This is a genomic window from Ruegeria sp. YTSA108 (genome assembly GCF_059610185.1).
Genome location: NZ_JBXWND010000012.1, coordinates 80,114 through 95,789, shown reverse-complemented (window position 1 = coordinate 95,789; position 15,676 = coordinate 80,114). Strand labels below are relative to the sequence as shown.

At 59.0% G+C, this 15,676-nt stretch carries 14 protein-coding genes; 11 read left to right on the top strand and 3 right to left on the bottom strand.

What is annotated here, in order from left to right; all coding sequences use genetic code 11:
- Window positions 1–4: 4 nt before the first annotated feature.
- The 3 genes from AC2FHW_RS16155 to AC2FHW_RS16145 all read left to right on the top strand — a co-directional run bounded on the left by AC2FHW_RS16155 (window position 5) and on the right by AC2FHW_RS16145 (window position 1,631).
- The gene (locus tag AC2FHW_RS16155; RefSeq protein ID WP_496703331.1) at window positions 5–463 is read left to right on the top strand and encodes an NUDIX hydrolase; all 459 of its coding nucleotides are present in this window, start codon (window positions 5–7) and stop codon (window positions 461–463) included.
- A 70-nt stretch (window positions 464–533) separates the two neighbouring features.
- Window positions 534–989 carry a DUF1178 family protein gene (locus AC2FHW_RS16150; protein ID WP_271950473.1) on the top strand — a complete coding sequence of 152 codons (456 nt, stop codon included), beginning with the start codon at window positions 534–536 and terminating at the stop codon, window positions 987–989.
- Between the two features lie 3 nt (window positions 990–992).
- A complete protein-coding gene (locus tag AC2FHW_RS16145; RefSeq protein WP_281973265.1) occupies window positions 993–1,631 on the top strand; it encodes an SDR family NAD(P)-dependent oxidoreductase in 639 nt (212 codons plus the stop codon).
- On the opposite strand, the gene AC2FHW_RS16140 is transcribed toward AC2FHW_RS16145, so the two are convergent.
- Window positions 1,625–1,981 (bottom strand): hypothetical protein, encoded by a 357-nt coding sequence (locus AC2FHW_RS16140; protein WP_142638033.1) that lies wholly within the window; start codon window positions 1,979–1,981, stop codon window positions 1,625–1,627. The two genes, AC2FHW_RS16145 and AC2FHW_RS16140, sit on opposite strands and share 7 nt — an antisense overlap.
- A 164-nt stretch (window positions 1,982–2,145) precedes the next feature.
- Between AC2FHW_RS16140 and AC2FHW_RS16135 the strand changes: the two genes are divergently transcribed.
- The 6 genes from AC2FHW_RS16135 to AC2FHW_RS16110 all read left to right on the top strand — a co-directional run bounded on the left by AC2FHW_RS16135 (window position 2,146) and on the right by AC2FHW_RS16110 (window position 10,945).
- On the top strand, window positions 2,146–3,384 hold the full coding sequence (locus AC2FHW_RS16135) for an aspartate kinase (RefSeq protein ID WP_496703335.1): 1,239 nt from the start codon (window positions 2,146–2,148) through the stop codon (window positions 3,382–3,384).
- A 46-nt stretch (window positions 3,385–3,430) separates the two neighbouring features.
- Window positions 3,431–5,674 (top strand): phosphoenolpyruvate--protein phosphotransferase, encoded by a 2,244-nt coding sequence (ptsP, locus tag AC2FHW_RS16130; protein ID WP_496703337.1) that lies wholly within the window; start codon window positions 3,431–3,433, stop codon window positions 5,672–5,674.
- Between the two features lie 138 nt (window positions 5,675–5,812).
- Window positions 5,813–7,258 (top strand): glucose-6-phosphate dehydrogenase, encoded by a 1,446-nt coding sequence (gene zwf / locus AC2FHW_RS16125; protein ID WP_142638040.1) that lies wholly within the window; start codon window positions 5,813–5,815, stop codon window positions 7,256–7,258.
- Between the two features lie 2 nt (window positions 7,259–7,260).
- Entirely contained in the window at window positions 7,261–9,066 is a 1,806-nt protein-coding gene (edd, locus tag AC2FHW_RS16120) for a phosphogluconate dehydratase (protein ID WP_271950465.1), read from the top strand.
- A 5-nt stretch (window positions 9,067–9,071) separates the two neighbouring features.
- Window positions 9,072–9,704: a bifunctional 4-hydroxy-2-oxoglutarate aldolase/2-dehydro-3-deoxy-phosphogluconate aldolase gene (locus AC2FHW_RS16115; RefSeq protein ID WP_142638043.1), complete on the top strand. Its 633-nt coding sequence runs from the start codon at window positions 9,072–9,074 to the stop codon at window positions 9,702–9,704.
- 50 nt (window positions 9,705–9,754) lie between these two features.
- Window positions 9,755–10,945: a pyridoxal-phosphate-dependent aminotransferase family protein gene (locus AC2FHW_RS16110; protein WP_282022123.1), complete on the top strand. Its 1,191-nt coding sequence runs from the start codon at window positions 9,755–9,757 to the stop codon at window positions 10,943–10,945.
- A gap of 126 nt (window positions 10,946–11,071) precedes the next feature.
- Here the strand turns inward: AC2FHW_RS16110 and AC2FHW_RS16105 are convergent, their stop codons facing one another.
- Complete coding sequence (locus tag AC2FHW_RS16105; RefSeq protein ID WP_271950460.1) at window positions 11,072–12,187, bottom strand: pyridoxal phosphate-dependent aminotransferase; 1,116 nt, start codon at window positions 12,185–12,187, stop codon at window positions 11,072–11,074.
- A gap of 87 nt (window positions 12,188–12,274) precedes the next feature.
- On the opposite strand from AC2FHW_RS16105, the gene AC2FHW_RS16100 reads away from it, so the two are divergent.
- Both AC2FHW_RS16100 and AC2FHW_RS16095 read left to right on the top strand, forming a co-directional pair.
- Window positions 12,275–13,351 (top strand): SMP-30/gluconolactonase/LRE family protein, encoded by a 1,077-nt coding sequence (locus AC2FHW_RS16100; RefSeq protein WP_496822234.1) that lies wholly within the window; start codon window positions 12,275–12,277, stop codon window positions 13,349–13,351.
- Window positions 13,352–13,417: 66 nt separating this feature from the next.
- Window positions 13,418–14,200, top strand: a complete 783-nt coding sequence (locus AC2FHW_RS16095; protein WP_496822232.1) for a crotonase/enoyl-CoA hydratase family protein — start codon at window positions 13,418–13,420, stop codon at window positions 14,198–14,200.
- A 205-nt stretch (window positions 14,201–14,405) separates the two neighbouring features.
- Here the strand turns inward: AC2FHW_RS16095 and AC2FHW_RS16090 are convergent, their stop codons facing one another.
- Window positions 14,406–15,569, bottom strand: coding sequence for a benzoate/H(+) symporter BenE family transporter (locus AC2FHW_RS16090; RefSeq protein ID WP_496678324.1), 1,164 nt, complete (start codon window positions 15,567–15,569; stop codon window positions 14,406–14,408).
- Window positions 15,570–15,676: the final 107 nt, after the last annotated feature.

Genomic DNA, 15,676 nt, shown 5'->3' with positions numbered 1-15,676 from the left:
GGACGTGATCGAGCAAAGGCAACTCAACCTGCATCAAGCGGGCACTGTACGAGTCGTACGGCAATCGGCGGCTCTGTGCTATCGTGTCCAAAGCGGCACGCCAGAGGTGTTGCTTATTACGACGCGTGGTTCCGGTCGCTGGATCATACCCAAGGGGAATTTGATTGATGGCCTTTCGCCCTCCGGTGCGGCCAGTCAAGAGGCCTGGGAAGAGGCTGGTGTGACCGGTACATGTACCCCAAATGCCTTTGGGCAGTTCCTGCACTACAAGCGGCGGCACAAGAAAGGATCAGCGGTTTATCTGGTCGATGTCTATCCGCTGGTGGTCAAATCCCTGGCCGCGCGATACCCTGAATGGCAAGAGCGCAAGCGCAGGTGGTTTTCGCTGGGACATGCCGCCTCTCGGGTTAATTCGCCCGATCTTGCATCATTGTTACGCAATGTAGAGCATTTGTATCACTGATGTCCCCCTCAGGGGCTTGCCATTGCAATAGTGGTTGGTATCTATTTGGCATCCGACATTTGGACAGAACATGATTCAATATGCGTTGAAATGTAATAGCGGTCACAGCTTTGACAGTTGGTTTCAATCAGCCGCCGCTTACGACAAACTTGCCGCCGCGGGCATGGTGACATGCGCTGTGTGCGGTGATCCGCAAGTTGAAAAAGCAATCATGACCCCGCGTGTCCGCCCCGGACGTACGGTCGAATCTCGTACCACGGTCCCGGCATCTCGGGATGAGGTCGTCAACATGGCAACGCCAAGCGTTGATGTCGAGAAAGCCCTTTCCGAGCTGCGGCGCAAAGTCGAGGACAACTCGGATTACGTTGGCAAGGATTTTGCCAAAGAGGCCCGTAAGATTCATTTGGGCGACGCGCCGGAACGTGCGATCTATGGCGAGGCCAAGCCAGAAGAAGCCAGGGCATTGATCGATGACGGCGTACCTGTTGCGCCGCTGCCTTTCGTACCTTCGCGCAAGACGAACTAGCCGATGCATGTTGTTATCACCGGTGCTGGGCGGGGGATCGGAAAGGTTCTGGCGGACAGGTATCGTGCGCAAGGATGCGACGTAACGGGCACGGCTCGGGATGGCAGCGCGGAGGTGGCGCTGGATGTAACAGACCCGAAACAACATAAAGCGATGGCGGAAAAACTGGCAATGCGCCCTGTTGATCTGCTGGTCTGCAATGCCGGTGTATATCTGGATAAATCCCAAACCATCGATGGCTACCCCGCCGAAATGTGGGCGCAGAGTTTCGCTGCCAATGTGACGGGGGTCTTTCTGACAGTTCAGGCCTTGTTGCCCAATCTGCGCGCGGCACAGGGCAAGATTGCGATTTTATCCTCGCAGATGGCCTCGCACACGCGGGCACCTGGTGGCAGCTATATCTACCGCTCGTCCAAGGCGGCGGTTCTAAACCTGGGGCGCAATCTGGCTGTGGACCTGCGCGGCGACGGCATTTCAGTAGGCATTTACCACCCCGGCTGGGTTCAGACGGATATGGGTGGGACCGGGGCTGATATCACGGTTGATAAGGCTGTTCAGGGCCTGATCAACCGTTTCGATACTCTGTCACTTGAAAGTACCGGGTGCTTTGAAACCTATGAAGGCCAGTCGCACCCTTACTGACGGGCAAGAGCGACTTTAGGGATCTCATATACCTCACCGGGATCAACGAAAATCACCATAACATCGCCTCGGTTTTCATAGGTGATCTTAGCTGCCGAATTTGTTGAATCCGGGATGCCATCGGTGAAATAGATGTTGCGGACTTCGCCATTTCCCATCGCAACCGCAAGCGTAGAGCTGCCGTCGTCACGGCGCCGCATTTCGGCGTTGCAAGTGCGCATCGCCTCGCCTGGGCTGGTCGCACAGGGCACCTTCCCCAAGGCGTTTTGACCGTCGGTGCCGGTCAGCGAGGCGACTTGCGCCGCCGCAGGTGTGGAAAATAGGGCAAGGACAAGGGCAAGACGGTGCATTGAATACCTCGTAGTGAATTTGATGCGTCAGGCTTACACCGTCATACGCGGTTGTAAAGCGATGCTAGGCCCTGACTGATGCGGTATTGCACTCTTGCTCTTGCGGCCCCCCTCGCATAAGACGCACGGGATCTGAATTCCAAGGCGCGGAGACATCAGCCCCCATGCCCGTACTCGTGATGAAATTCGGCGGCACATCCGTCGCAAATCTGGACCGTATCCGCCGTGCTGCAAAGCGCATCGGCGTTGAGGTGGCCAAGGGTTATGACGTGATCGTCATCGTCTCGGCCATGTCGGGCAAGACCAACGAGCTGGTGGGCTGGGTCAACGAAACCTCGCCACTGTTTGATGCGCGCGAATATGACGCCGTGGTGTCTTCGGGGGAAAACGTCACCGCCGGCCTTATGGCGCTGACATTGCAAGAGATGGACATACCAGCCCGCAGTTGGCAGGGCTGGCAGGTGCCGTTGCTGACCACCAGCGCCCACAGCCAGGCCCGGATCGAGGATATCCCGACCGACAACCTGAACCAGAAATTCGGCGAGGGTATGAAAGTGGCCGTTGTGGCGGGTTTCCAGGGTCTCAGCCCCGAAGGCCGTATCACGACACTGGGCCGTGGCGGGTCGGATACCACTGCCGTGGCCTTTGCTGCTGCATTCGGGGCCGAGCGCTGCGACATCTATACCGATGTAGACGGCGTTTACACGACCGACCCGCGCATCTGCCAAAAAGCGCGTAAGCTGGATCGGATCTCATTCGAAGAAATGCTGGAACTGGCCTCGCTTGGGGCTAAGGTGCTGCAAACCCGCTCGGTTGAGCTGGCGATGCGATATAAAGTGAAATTGCGCGTTCTCTCAAGTTTTGAAGAACAATCCGACGAGGCCGGTACGCTGGTCTGCGACGAGGAGGATATCATGGAATCCAATGTTGTGGCCGGTGTGGCCTATTCTCGTGACGAGGCCAAGATGACCGTCGTTTCCGTGGCGGACCGCCCCGGTATCGCCTCGATCATCTTCACGGCGCTTAGCGACGCGGGCGTGAATGTGGATATGATCGTTCAGAACATCTCGGACGAAGGGCGCACGGATATGACCTTTTCCTGCCCCACGGATCAGGTGACGCGCGCCGAAAAGGCGCTGTTGGCTGTGAAAGACCGAGGAGAGCTGAACTATGCCGACCTGGTCGCAGATAATGATGTCTGCAAGGTTTCTGTGGTCGGGATTGGAATGCGTTCGCAATCGGGTGTTGCGGCAAAAATGTTCAAGATACTCTCGGATGAGGGTATCAACATCAAGGTCATTACAACCTCTGAGATAAAAATTTCCGTCTTGGTGGACAGGAAATACATGGAACTTGCGGTTCAGGCACTGCATGATGCCTTTGAATTGGACAAGGCGGCCTGAGCAATTCAGCCAAGGGTCACGCCTGAAACCTTAGACTGGTTGGGCTATGGCAGACGGCACTGAAACAGAATCCCGTAAGCTGCTGGTGCGGCTGCGTGAAGAGATGGCGAGCGAAGCTGCGGGTCAGGAACGTCTTGACCGGATCACTCACCTGATCGCAGACAGTATCCGGGCCGAGGTCTGCTCGATCTATCTGTTCCGCGACGAAGAAACCCTGGAACTTTGTGCGACCGAAGGCCTGTCGCCCGAGGCTGTTCATAAGACCCGTATGCGCATGGGCGAAGGACTGGTGGGGCGCGTCGCGAAATCCGGCAAAATCGTGAACACGCCCGATGCGCCGTCAGCCAAGGGCTTTCGCTATATGCCGGAAACGGGCGAGGAGCGTTTCTCGTCTTTTCTGGGTGTGCCGATTCAGCGGCTGGGTGAAAAGCTTGGCGTTCTGGTTGTTCAGTCCCGAAACGCGCGCGAATATTCTGCGGATGAAGTTTATGCGCTGGAAGTGGTTGCAATGGTTCTGGCCGAAATGGCTGAACTGGGAGCATTCGTTGGCGAGGGCGCGGCCCTGTCGCCACGCCACCAGCAACCGGTTCAGTTTACAGGCGGCCCTGCACAAGAGGGCTCGGCCGAAGGCCATGTCTGGCTGCACGAACCGCGCGTTGTTGTTACCAACCCGATTGCCGATGACCCGCATCGCGAACAAGAACGTCTGACCGAGGCGGTCGAAGAATTGCGCGTCGGTGTCGACAAGATGCTCGAGATATCCAAGAACGGCGACAAGGAACAGCTGCAGGTTCTGGAAGCCTATCGCATGTTCGCCAACTCCAAGGGCTGGATGCGCCGAATGGAGGAGGACATTGCACTTGGGCTTAGCGCCGAAGCTGCGGTGGAAAAGGAACAATCCCAGGCGCGCGCGCGCATGAGCCAAGTCTCCGACCCCTATCTGCGCGAGCGATTGGCGGATTTGGACGATCTCAGCAACCGTCTGCTGCGCATTTTGACCGGGCAAGGGCAGACAAACAGTGCCGACCTGCCACCGGACCCAATCCTGGTTGCCCGGAATATCGGTCCAGGTGACCTGCTGGAATATGGCCGGTCCTTGAAAGGCATCGTGCTCGAAGAGGGCTCGGTCGGAAGCCATGCCACCATTGTTGCCCGTGCTTTGGCCATACCACTGGTGGTCCATGTCGGGCGCATTACGACCGAGGCCCTGAACGGAGACCATATTCTGGTTGATGGCGATCAGGGCACTGTGCAGCTGAGACCAGAAGATACCGTGGTCAGCGCGTTCCGTGATAAGGTCGCGATGCAGGCCAAGGCGCAGGAACGCTATGCCTCAATCCGCGAAACGCCAACGGTGACGCGGGATGGAGAGCGGATCAATCTGGTGATGAACGCGGGTCTGATGGCGGACCTGCCTTCGCTGAACAATTCCGGTGCCGAAGGCGTGGGCCTGTTTCGTACCGAGCTCCAGTTCCTGATCCGCAATAAGATGCCCAAGCGTTCCGAGCTTGTGACGCAATATCAGCGGGTTCTGGATGCGGCCGATAAAAAGCGCGTGGTATTTCGCACGCTGGATATCGGGTCTGACAAAGTTCTGCCCTACATGAAACATATCGAGGAGCCGAACCCGGCCTTAGGCTGGCGCGCAATTCGGGTTGGCCTGGATAAACGCGGCGTGATGCGGATGCAGCTGCAGGCTCTGATCCGGGCCGCCAATGGTCGTCCGTTGACGGTCATGTTCCCATTCGTGGCACAAGCGGAAGAGTATTATGAAGCGCGATGGGAAGTGAATAAGACCATCGACCGCGAGAAACGTCTGGGCCATGCCCTGCCTGAAAGTATTGAAGTCGGAGCGATGTTGGAAACACCCTCACTCGCTTTTGCACCGCAGAAGTTTTTTGACGAAGTCGATTTCATTTCGATTGGTGGCAATGATCTGAAACAGTTCTTCTTTGCTGCTGACCGTGAAAACGAGTTGGTCCGCCGCCGCTATGACTCGCTGAATGTCAGTTTCCTGACTTTTATCGAACGGATCGTAGAACGCTGCAACATCTCGGATACGCCGCTCAGCTTCTGCGGTGAAGACGCAGGACGACCGGTCGAGGCACTGTGTCTGGCCGCGATGGGAATCCGGACGTTGTCGATGCGCCCGGCGTCGATTGGGCCGGTCAAAAGCGTATTGTTGCGGGCAGATCTGCAAGCAGTGCGCAAGATCATATCGGACGCTCGTCATCGCGGAGAGCAATCCGTGCGGCCGGCTGTGATGGAATGGTTACGCAGCCAGGGGTAGTGCGTCAAATCCACCCTTGCTTTCTTTTCTCGCTTTGCCTAAGGAAATGGTGAATGTTAGCGATAACATTTTCTATTCACCGGCGCTGTTAGCTTTAAGTGCTATTGTGGTTCAGCAGAGGATTGAAGGAGCCCGACGATGGTTTCACGCGTAATTCCCGTTAACCCGTTCGATCTGGTGCTGTTTGGCGCGACCGGTGATCTGGCGCAGCGAAAAATCCTGCCGGGTTTGTGTCATCGTTTCGAAGTCGGCCAGATGCCAGACGAAGCCCGGATTATCGGGTCTGCCCGATCCGCCATTGATAGCGACGCGTTTCGGGATCAGATACGCGCCTCGATGAAAGAGTTCGCGCCGGAATTCAAAAAAGACGTTCTGGACCGCTTTCTGTCACGCGTGGAATATGTACAGGTTGATGCCTTGGGTGATGCGGGCTGGGACAATCTGGCCAAGTCATTGCGCCCAGACGTTGTGCGAGCGTTTTACCTTTCTGTCGGCCCAAGCTTGTTCTCGGGCATTGCGAAACGGCTGAACGATCACGATCTTGCAACGCCTGACAGTCGTATCGTTGTGGAAAAGCCGTTTGGTCATGATTTGGCCTCGGCCAAAGCGCTGAACGAAGGGCTGCGCGCCTGTTTCGAAGAACATCAGATCTATAGGATCGACCACTATTTGGGCAAAGAGACCGTGCAGAACCTGATGGCCCTGCGCTTTGCCAATTCCCTGTTCGAGCCGTTGTGGAACGCAACACATGTCGACCACGTCCAGATCACCGTGGCTGAAACCGTCGGCGTCGAGGGGCGCGGGGCCTATTACGATCAGTCGGGTGCAATGCGGGATATGATCCAGAACCACTTGGTACAGCTGCTGTGCCTGACTGCGATGGAGCCGCCGTCCAAGTTCTCTCCCAACGCGGTTCGCGATGAAAAGGTCAAAGTGATCGAGGCGCTTGAGCCGGTGATGCCTGCGGATATCGCCCGCGGTCAATACCGCACGGGTGAGGGCGGTGACGGGTATCTGGACCATGTCGGCAACCCTGCAAGCCGGACAGAAAGCTATATTGCGCTAAAGGTTCATTTGGGTAACTGGCGTTGGGCTGGGGTGCCTTTTTATCTGCGCACCGGAAAACGTTTGCGTGCTCGCGAGTCGGAAATCGCCGTCTACTTCAAGGATCCTCCACACACTATCTTCCCCAATGTAGGGCCATTGCATGGAAATGTGCTGGTGATCCGTCTGCAACCGGACGAAGGGATCACCCTGCGCACCACCATCAAAGATCCTGGTCCGGGCGGGTTCCGCCTGTCGGATGTGTCGCTGGATATGAGCTTTGCCGAGGCGCTGGGCGCAGATGCGCGGGCTCAGGACGCTTATGAACGGCTGGTGATGGATGTGATCCGCGGTGACCAGACCCTGTTCATGCGTGGCGACGAGGCCGAAGCCGCCTGGGCTTGGGTTGACCCTATTATTCAGGGTTGGGAAAACCGGGGTGACCGGCCATCGAAATATGATCAAGGCAGTTCCGGGCCTGAAGAAGCTCTGATGCTGATGCATCGCGACGGGCGCCGCTGGCGTCAGATCGGAGGTTAGACATGGGTAATTCAGTTATCACCGACGTCACGCAACGGATTATAGCGCGCAGCGCCGATTTGCGTGGCCCGCATCTTGAGCGGATGGAACAGGCCCGGGCCAAAGGCCCGGCGCGGGCGCATCTGTCCTGCAGCGGTCAGGCCCACGCCTATGCCGGCGCAGGCGATGACCAACAATCGATGGCCACTGGTACGGCGGGCAATTTGGGCATTGTTACTGCCTATAACGACATGCTGTCGGCCCATCAGCCGTTCGAGCGCTATCCCGGCCTGATCCGCGATGCGATCCGCGCCGCAGGTGGAACCGCACAGGTGGCAGGTGGCGTACCGGCAATGTGTGACGGCGTCACGCAGGGCGAGGCGGGAATGGAATTGTCGCTGTTCTCGCGTGATGTGATCGCGCTGGCCACAGGGGTGGCGCTGAGCCACAACACTTATGACGCTGCCGTGTTTCTGGGGGTCTGCGACAAGATCGTGCCCGGCCTTGTGATCGGCGCGCAGGCGTTCGGCCATCTGCCTGCTGTATTCCTGCCCGCAGGCCCGATGATCAGCGGTTTGCCAAATGACGAAAAGGCCAAGATCCGCCAGAAATTCGCCGCCGGAGAGATCAACCGCGCCGAACTCATGGCCGCCGAGATGGCCGCCTATCATGGCCCCGGCACCTGCACCTTTTATGGCACCGCCAATACCAACCAGATGCTGATGGAGTTCATGGGCCTGCACCTTCCGGGATCCAGCTTTGTTAATCCAAACACACCGCTGCGCGATGCGCTGACTGAAGAAGGTGCGCGCCGTGCTCTGTCGCTCAGTGCGCTGGGCAACAACTATGCGCCGGTCTGCCAGATACTTGACGAACGTGCCTTTGTGAACGGCATCGTCGGTCTGATGGCCACGGGCGGGTCGACAAACCTGCTGATCCACCTGATCGCGATGGCGCGCGCGGGCGGCATCGTGCTGGATTGGCAGGATTTTTCCGAAATCTCCGCCGTGGTGCCTTTGGTTGCGCGGGTCTACCCCAACGGACTGGCTGATGTGAACCATTTCCACGCCGCGGGCGGGCTGGGCTATTGCATTGGCACGCTGCTCGAAGACGGGTTGCTGCACCCCGACACGCTGACCGTCGCGGGGCAGGGGCTGCACAATTATACCAAAGAACCCAAGCTGAAAGACGGCGATCTGACCTGGGAGGACGGCGCAGGCCACAGCCTGAATGACAAGATATTGCGCCCCGCCAAAGACCCGTTCCAACCTACAGGAGGTCTCTCGCGGCTCAGCGGCAATCTGGGTACCGGAGTGATGAAGGTTTCGGCGGTTGCCCCCGAGCATCAGGTGGTCGAGGCCCCGGTACGGGTGTTCCAAACTCAGGATGCGGTCAAGGCGGCGTTCAAAGCCGGAGAGTTTACGGATGACGTCATCGTCGTTGTGCGCTTTCAGGGACCCAAAGCGAATGGCATGCCCGAATTGCATTCATTGACGCCGATGCTGTCGATCCTTCAGGGCCGGGGGCAAAAGGTGGCGCTGGTGACCGATGGCCGTATGTCCGGCGCCTCCGGCAAGGTTCCCGCTGCCATTCATATCTGCCCCGAGGCTCTGGATGGCGGCGCGATCGCCTATTTGCAGGACGGCGACATTCTGCGCGTGGATGCCGTAAACGGCGCGCTCGAAATCCTCACCCCAGGTGTGCTTGACCGCACTCCGGCCACGGCTGACCTTTCTGCCAACCAACATGGTGTCGGGCGCGATCTGTTCGGCGCGTTTCGCAACGCTGTAGGCACCGCGGATACCGGCGCCAGCATCTTCGGAGTGTAAGACCTATGTCCAAGACACAACGCACCCGTGAAATCTGTGCCCTTGCCCCGATTGTCCCGGTTCTTGTAATTGACGACGCCGCCAGCGCACGACCTCTGGCCGAAGCTCTGGTCGCGGGCGGTCTTCCTGCGCTCGAAGTGACCTTGCGCACCCCGGCTGCGCTCGATGCGATCCGGGCGATGGCGCAGGTTCCCGGTGGCGTCGTCGGGGCGGGTACATTGATCACGCCGGATGACGTGCGCGCCGCGAAAGAGGCTGGCGCGCAGTTTGGCGTCTCGCCCGGTGCCACCGACGCCCTGATCGCCGCATGTGAAGCCCAAGACCTGCCCCTGCTGCCCGGCGCCGCAACCGCCACCGAGGCGATGGCCCTGCTGGAAAAAGGCTATGACATGCTGAAATTCTTCCCGGCCGAGGCCTCGGGCGGGGCGCCTGCGCTCAAGGCTATCGGCGCGCCCTTGCCGCAAATCACCTTCTGCCCAACGGGCGGTGTATCGCCTTCAAATGCCCGAGATTACCTGTCTTTGTCCAACGTGATCTGTGCGGGCGGCAGCTGGGTAGCACCCAAACAGATGGTCGCAGAAGGCAACTGGTCCGGGATCGAAACGCTTGCCCGGGATGCCGCCAAGCTGATGGATTGACGCCGAAATTGGCCACGTTAGGGTAGGGCCAATTCAAACAGGTTGATCCCATGACACATCCAATCTCCCTCGCGCGTGGGCGCGAGTATCTGGCCATTCCAGGCCCCTCGGTCATGCCTGACGCTGTGCTGCAGGCGATGCACCGACCGTCACCTAATATCTACGATGGCGAATTGATCGAGATGATGCCCGATCTGATCCGCGATCTGCGTCGCGTTGCCCGCACGGTCCATAACGTGGCCATCTACATTGCCAACGGCCATGGCACGTGGGAGGCGGCACTGTCGAACACCATCGCGCCCGGTGAGACAGTGCTTGCCCCCGCATCGGGGCGGTTTACCCATGGATGGGCCGAAATGGCCGAAGGGATCGGCGCCAAGGTGGATGTGATTGATTTCGGAACCAGCTCGGTCTGGGGTTTCGATCGCATTGCCGAGGTGCTACGCGCTGATTCATCGCATGATATCAAGGCTATACTTGCAGTTCACGTGGATACCTCGAGCTCAATTCGCAACAACCTCCCGGCGCTGCGCGCGTTGCTGGATGATCTGGGTCACCCGGCGCTGGTGATGGCGGACTGCATCGCCTCGCTGGGATGTGAGCAATTCGAGATGGATGCCTGGGGTGTCGACGTGACTGTTACCGCCTGTCAAAAAGGGCTGATGACCCCACCGGGCATGGGGTTTGTATTCTTCAACGACAAGGCGCAGGCAAAACGGGCAGCAATGCCGCGTGTTTCCCGGTATTGGGACTGGCAGCCACGAGCCAATCCCGAGCTATTCTACCAATACTTCGATGGTACCGCACCGACCCATCATCTCTATGGGCTGCGGGCCGCGCTCGACCTGATCCACGCGGAAGGGATCGAAAATGTCTGGGCGCGCCATCAACGCCTCGCTCAGGCAATCTGGACCGCCTGCGAAATTTGGGCACAGGGCGGTGCGCTGTCGTTGAACGTAGCTGACTGCGCAGACCGAAGTCATGCGGTCACCGCGCTGCGCCTGAGTGGAGGGCTCGGAACCCCATTGCGGTCCTATACCGAACAATCGCTGGGCCTGACTTTGGGAATAGGCCTCGGGATGGAAGATTGGGACGGCTGTTTTCGCCTGGGCCATATGGGTCACATCAATGCACAGATGGTCATGGCGATGCTTGGCGGCGTGGAAACTGCCATGGCCGCCCTTGATATTCCGCGCGGCACGGGTGCGTTAGAAGCCGCCGCCACCGCGCTTGTGACCTGAGACCAGCTCCCGATCTCAGTGCTAATCTGTATCTTCATCTGACTCAAAATACTTTCGGGGGGAATCGCGCAAACGGCGCGATGGGGGCAGACAGCCCCCCCGTCCCGATGGCCATAAGCGAGAGCTTCAGACGTTCAGCGCCCGGGCGTCAGCAAGCGCTTTTGGCAAAGAGGCGGCAAAAGCCCCTAGATTGGAGGCATCGCCGCAGCTCACTCGAATGCACCTGTTCTGAGGCGCGGCAAAGGGCATCCGAACGAAAACCCCCTGCGCCACCAGCGACTCCAGAACAGCCTTGGCAAACACCCCATCCTGACCGCAATCAATGGCCACGAAATTGGTGGCTGAGGGTAAAGGGTGCAGCCCGTTCTCCAACGCTATCGCGTTGATCCTCTCGCGCGCATCTGAGATGCGGGCACGGATTTGTAACAGCCAAACCTCATCCTGCAGCGCAGCCAACGCGCCTGCTTGTGCAGCCTTGTTCATACCGAAATGGTTGCGCACCTTGTTGAACGCCGAGATCAGGTCTGACGCCCCAATGGCATAGCCGACACGCGCGCCGGCCATTCCGTATACTTTGGAAAACGTGCGCATCCGGATCACACGCGGGTCATCTGCGGCAACTGGCGCTGCAGTCCCGTCGGGGGCGCATTCCACATATGCCTCGTCCAGAACCAGCAAACAGCCATCGGGCAGCGCATCCAATACAGCCACGATATCAGTGCCCGAATGCCAGCTGCCCATAGGGTTGTCAGGATTGGCCAGATAGACCAGCTTAGCCTCGACCTCAGCGGCCTTGGTAAAGAGTGCCTGAGGGTCTTCGTGATCGTCGCGATAGGGAACCGTGTGTATCACCCCGCCAAACCCGGCGACGTGATAGTTGAAGGTCGGGTAGGCCCCGTCCGAGGTCACAACCGTATCTCCTTGCCCAACCAGCAAGCGCACCAGATAGCCCAGCAACCCATCAATGCCTTCGCCAACCACGATATTTTCGGGTGAGACGGAGTGGTACTCAGCCAGGGCGTGGCGCAGGTTGTGGTTTTCCGGATCGCCATACATCCAGATATCGCCAGTTGCCCCCCGCATGGCCTCGACAGCGCGTGGCGAAGGGCCAAAGACATTCTCATTCGCACCCAGCCGGGCCACAAATGGTGCACCGCGCTGTCGTTCCTGTGTTTCAGGGCCGACAAAAGGCACAGAAGCAGGAAGAGATTGGGCAAGCGGGGTATAGCGTGGATTGGTCATGCAACCAGATAAACGCAAGTTCATCCGACAGGCAACCTTGCTTTGCCTGCACAGTGCCCACAGTCTGGCACCAACAAAAACAAAGGAATGTCCATGCGCATCGTGATTGGTTTGGCTTTAGTGGGGCTTGCCTATTTGATATTTTGGCCTGTTGACGTGGACCCAGTGGCCTGGGAGCCGCCCGAAGCTCCGGGCTTTACCGGCGCGTTTGCCGAGAACAACGCTTTGGACAGCCTCGAACTAGTCTCTTTGCCGGATGGCGAGGAAGGCCCGGAAGACATCGCGATCATGCCGGATGGCACGATCTACACGACATCCATATCCGGCGCGCTTTATCGGATCGACGGCGACAGCCCGGTCAAGATCGACGACCTGGGTGGGCGCCCTTTGGGTCTGCAAGCTGGGCCGGACGGCGCGCTATATATCGCAGATAGCTACCGGGGGCTGATGCGCTGGACCGGGCCCGGCACGCTGGTATCCCTTGTGTCCGAGATTGGCGGGTCTCCGGTGGTCTATGCCAATCAGTTGGACGTGGCTCCGGACGGTACGGTCTATTTCTCGAACTCGTCTGATCGGTTCGATCCCGAAACCATGGGCGGTACCAAAGCCACCTCGGTCCTGACCATCTGGGAGCAGTCGGATACGGGATACGTGGCCCGCTATTCCCCTGATGGCACAACAAAAAAGGTGGCCGAGGGCTTTGTCTATACCAATGGTGTAGCGCTTTCCCCGCAGACGGATTTTCTGCTGATCGCCGAAACTGGCCGTGCGCGGGTGCACAAGCTCTGGCTAACTGGGCCGAGTGCTGGGCAGCGCGAGGTGTTGATGGAAAACCTGCCGGGATACCCCGATAACCTCACGGCGCAGGGCGACGGCACTTATTGGATGGCCTTCGCCAGCCCGCGGGTGCCGAGTGAAGCTTTGATGCCCTATCCCTTTTTGCGCAAGGTGATCTGGCGGCTGGGTCCTTTGGTGCGACCGGCGCCGATTCATCGCGGCATGATCGTCCAATTCGACGGGGATGGCACAATCCTGCAAACCTTGCAGGACCCCGGCGGGCGGCTGGGCATCACCACGGCGGGTCAGGTCGTTGGTGACCTGTTCTATGTCATGACGCTGGATTCGCCGTGGTATGGCCGGATGCCCGTCGCTGATTTGCCCTGACGTCGTGGTGGCACTGTCCTCGTCTTGCTGGCATGGTTGACGCAACACTGATTTCCGGAGGGACCAATGTCTCGCGTTTCCATCGAATACAAAGACCATATCGCCCATGTCACGCTAACCCGTGGCGACAAGATGAACGCGCTGGACGAAGCCATGATCAAGGCGATCCTGTCCGCCGGGCAAGAGGTGGCGGTCTCCGACGCCCGCGCCGTGGTGCTGTCGGGTGAGGGTAAAAGCTTCTGCGCCGGTCTCGACATGGCCAGTTTCGCCAGCATGGCCCACAAGGACCCGACCGAATGGCTGATGAAGCGCAGCCATGACGACGCCAACGAAATGCAGGAGCTTGCCTTGATCTGGCGCCGTGTCCCCGTTCCAGTCATCTGTGCCATTCAGGGTGTGGCCTATGGTGGCGGTCTGCAAATCGCACTGGGCGCGGATATCCGCATTGCCCACCCCGAGGCGAAATTGGCGGTGATGGAGATGAAATGGGGTATCATTCCCGACATGGGCGGCATGGTTCTGCTGCCCGAGCTTGTCCGCTCGGACGTGCTGCGCTTGCTGACGTATACTGCACGTCCAATAAGCGCGCCGCAGGCGGCTGATTGGGGGCTGGTCACGAAACTCTCGGACGATCCTCTGACCGAGGCGCTGGCTCTGGCTGAAGACATCGCAGGCCAAAGCCCTTCAGCCATCCGTGCAGCCAAGCGCCTGATCGACGTAGCCGAAACCCGTTCGCGAGCCGACGTTCTGCTGGCCGAATCTGCCGAACAGGTGGAGTTGATCGGCAAACCCGATCAGATGGAGGTTGTCATGGCGCAGATGCAGGGCCGTAAGCCCAAGTTCATGTAGTCACCACATGAATCCCGATGCGCATCGCGGACCTGCACGTCAGGCAGTGGGGTGTAGGCTTTGCGCATCTGATCCAGCGTTACTTGAAATGAATTCTCTGGGTTGGACCTAGGTCTGTGCTTTCTTGATCCGGCGTACCACCAGAGTTCCCAATGATCCAAATTTTGGCCGGTTTTACTTTGGCTGTGGCCTCAAGGCAAAGCGGCTATCGCAGCCAGTTAGTCACCAGATAGGCAATGCCACCAGCCAGCAAACCCCAGACCGCGGCCCCCAGCCCGAAGACTGTGATACCGGACGCAGTGATAGCAAAAGTCAGGATCGCCGCCTCACGCTCGGCCACAACCTCCAGCGCAGCGTGGATAGCATTTGCCAGCACACCGATCAGTGCGACCCCGGCCAGCGTCCCCATCAGCAACGGATCGGCATGGGTGGCAAATCCGGTGATGGCCACGGCAAAAACACCAAACAGGCAATAGAATACGCCACCCATGATGGCCGACCAATAGCGCAGCGCAGGATCGGGATGACTGTCCTGATTTGAGCACATCGCGGCGGTGATGGCGGCAAGGCAGGTGGCGGGGGCTCCGAACGGGGCGGACAGCAGGCTGGCCCCTCCGACGGCCGAGAACAATTTGCCCGGCACGGGCGAAAAGCCAAAGCTGCGCATCACCGCGATGCCGGGGATGTTCTGTGTCGCCATGGTGACGATGAACAGCGGCACTCCGATCCCTATGGCCGAGGCCAGCGAGAATGTAGGTATGGCCCAGATCGGTGCTGCAATCAGACGCTCGGGCATGATCGTTGTATTCCCGGCGTTCAGGATGACTATAATGGCTGCTGCGATCACTGCCGCGGGAACAGCAAACAGCCGGTTGAACCGCCCCGCGATGAACCATGTCAGGATTACGGGTAGCGCCTGCCACGGAATCTCGACGGCCGCTTTGAACGGGAGGATACATAGCGGCATCAGAACCCCGGCAAGCATTGCCTGCGCTAACGTGGTCGGGATTGCAGCTGCCAACCTTCCCAGCGGTTTCCACAACCCAGCCACAACCGTCAAAGCGCCAGCGCACAGGAACGCACCGATAGCTCCTGAGAATCCCTCGACAGGTGTGGCGGATACAGCCAACAGCGCGACACCCGGCGTGGACCAGGCGACACTGATCGGCAACTTGTAGCGCAAGCTCAGCACGATGGCGGCCAGCCCCATGGCGATGGCGGCGGTCATCAGGCCCGATGCGGCCTCCTCCGGTGACGCACCCATCGTATCCAGCCCCTGCAGTACAATGGGGAATGAGCTGAAAAAGCCGACGATGGCCACAACCAATCCGGTTGAGATGGTCTGCATTGGTGGAAATGCGCGTGTCATCCTGCCCTCAGCGTTATCAACCCGCACTTGCTAGCAATCGTAAGCGGAGGTGAACAGGGCGAAATCCGGGCCGGGGAACGAAAACCCCGCCAGCGCGGGCGTGGCGG

Coding starts and splice junctions, on each gene's coding strand:
- AC2FHW_RS16150 (WP_271950473.1), top strand. CDS start 534: ATGATTCAATATGCGTTGAAATGTAATAGCGGTCACAGCTTTGACAGT.
- AC2FHW_RS16145 (WP_281973265.1), top strand. CDS start 993: ATGCATGTTGTTATCACCGGTGCTGGGCGGGGGATCGGAAAGGTTCTG.
- AC2FHW_RS16140 (WP_142638033.1), bottom strand. CDS start 1,981: ATGCACCGTCTTGCCCTTGTCCTTGCCCTATTTTCCACACCTGCGGCG.
- AC2FHW_RS16135 (WP_496703335.1), top strand. CDS start 2,146: ATGCCCGTACTCGTGATGAAATTCGGCGGCACATCCGTCGCAAATCTG.
- ptsP (WP_496703337.1), top strand. CDS start 3,431: ATGGCAGACGGCACTGAAACAGAATCCCGTAAGCTGCTGGTGCGGCTG.
- zwf (WP_142638040.1), top strand. CDS start 5,813: ATGGTTTCACGCGTAATTCCCGTTAACCCGTTCGATCTGGTGCTGTTT.
- edd (WP_271950465.1), top strand. CDS start 7,261: ATGGGTAATTCAGTTATCACCGACGTCACGCAACGGATTATAGCGCGC.
- AC2FHW_RS16115 (WP_142638043.1), top strand. CDS start 9,072: ATGTCCAAGACACAACGCACCCGTGAAATCTGTGCCCTTGCCCCGATT.
- AC2FHW_RS16110 (WP_282022123.1), top strand. CDS start 9,755: ATGACACATCCAATCTCCCTCGCGCGTGGGCGCGAGTATCTGGCCATT.
- AC2FHW_RS16105 (WP_271950460.1), bottom strand. CDS start 12,187: ATGACCAATCCACGCTATACCCCGCTTGCCCAATCTCTTCCTGCTTCT.
- AC2FHW_RS16100 (WP_496822234.1), top strand. CDS start 12,275: ATGTCCATGCGCATCGTGATTGGTTTGGCTTTAGTGGGGCTTGCCTAT.
- AC2FHW_RS16095 (WP_496822232.1), top strand. CDS start 13,418: ATGTCTCGCGTTTCCATCGAATACAAAGACCATATCGCCCATGTCACG.
- AC2FHW_RS16090 (WP_496678324.1), bottom strand. CDS start 15,569: ATGACACGCGCATTTCCACCAATGCAGACCATCTCAACCGGATTGGTT.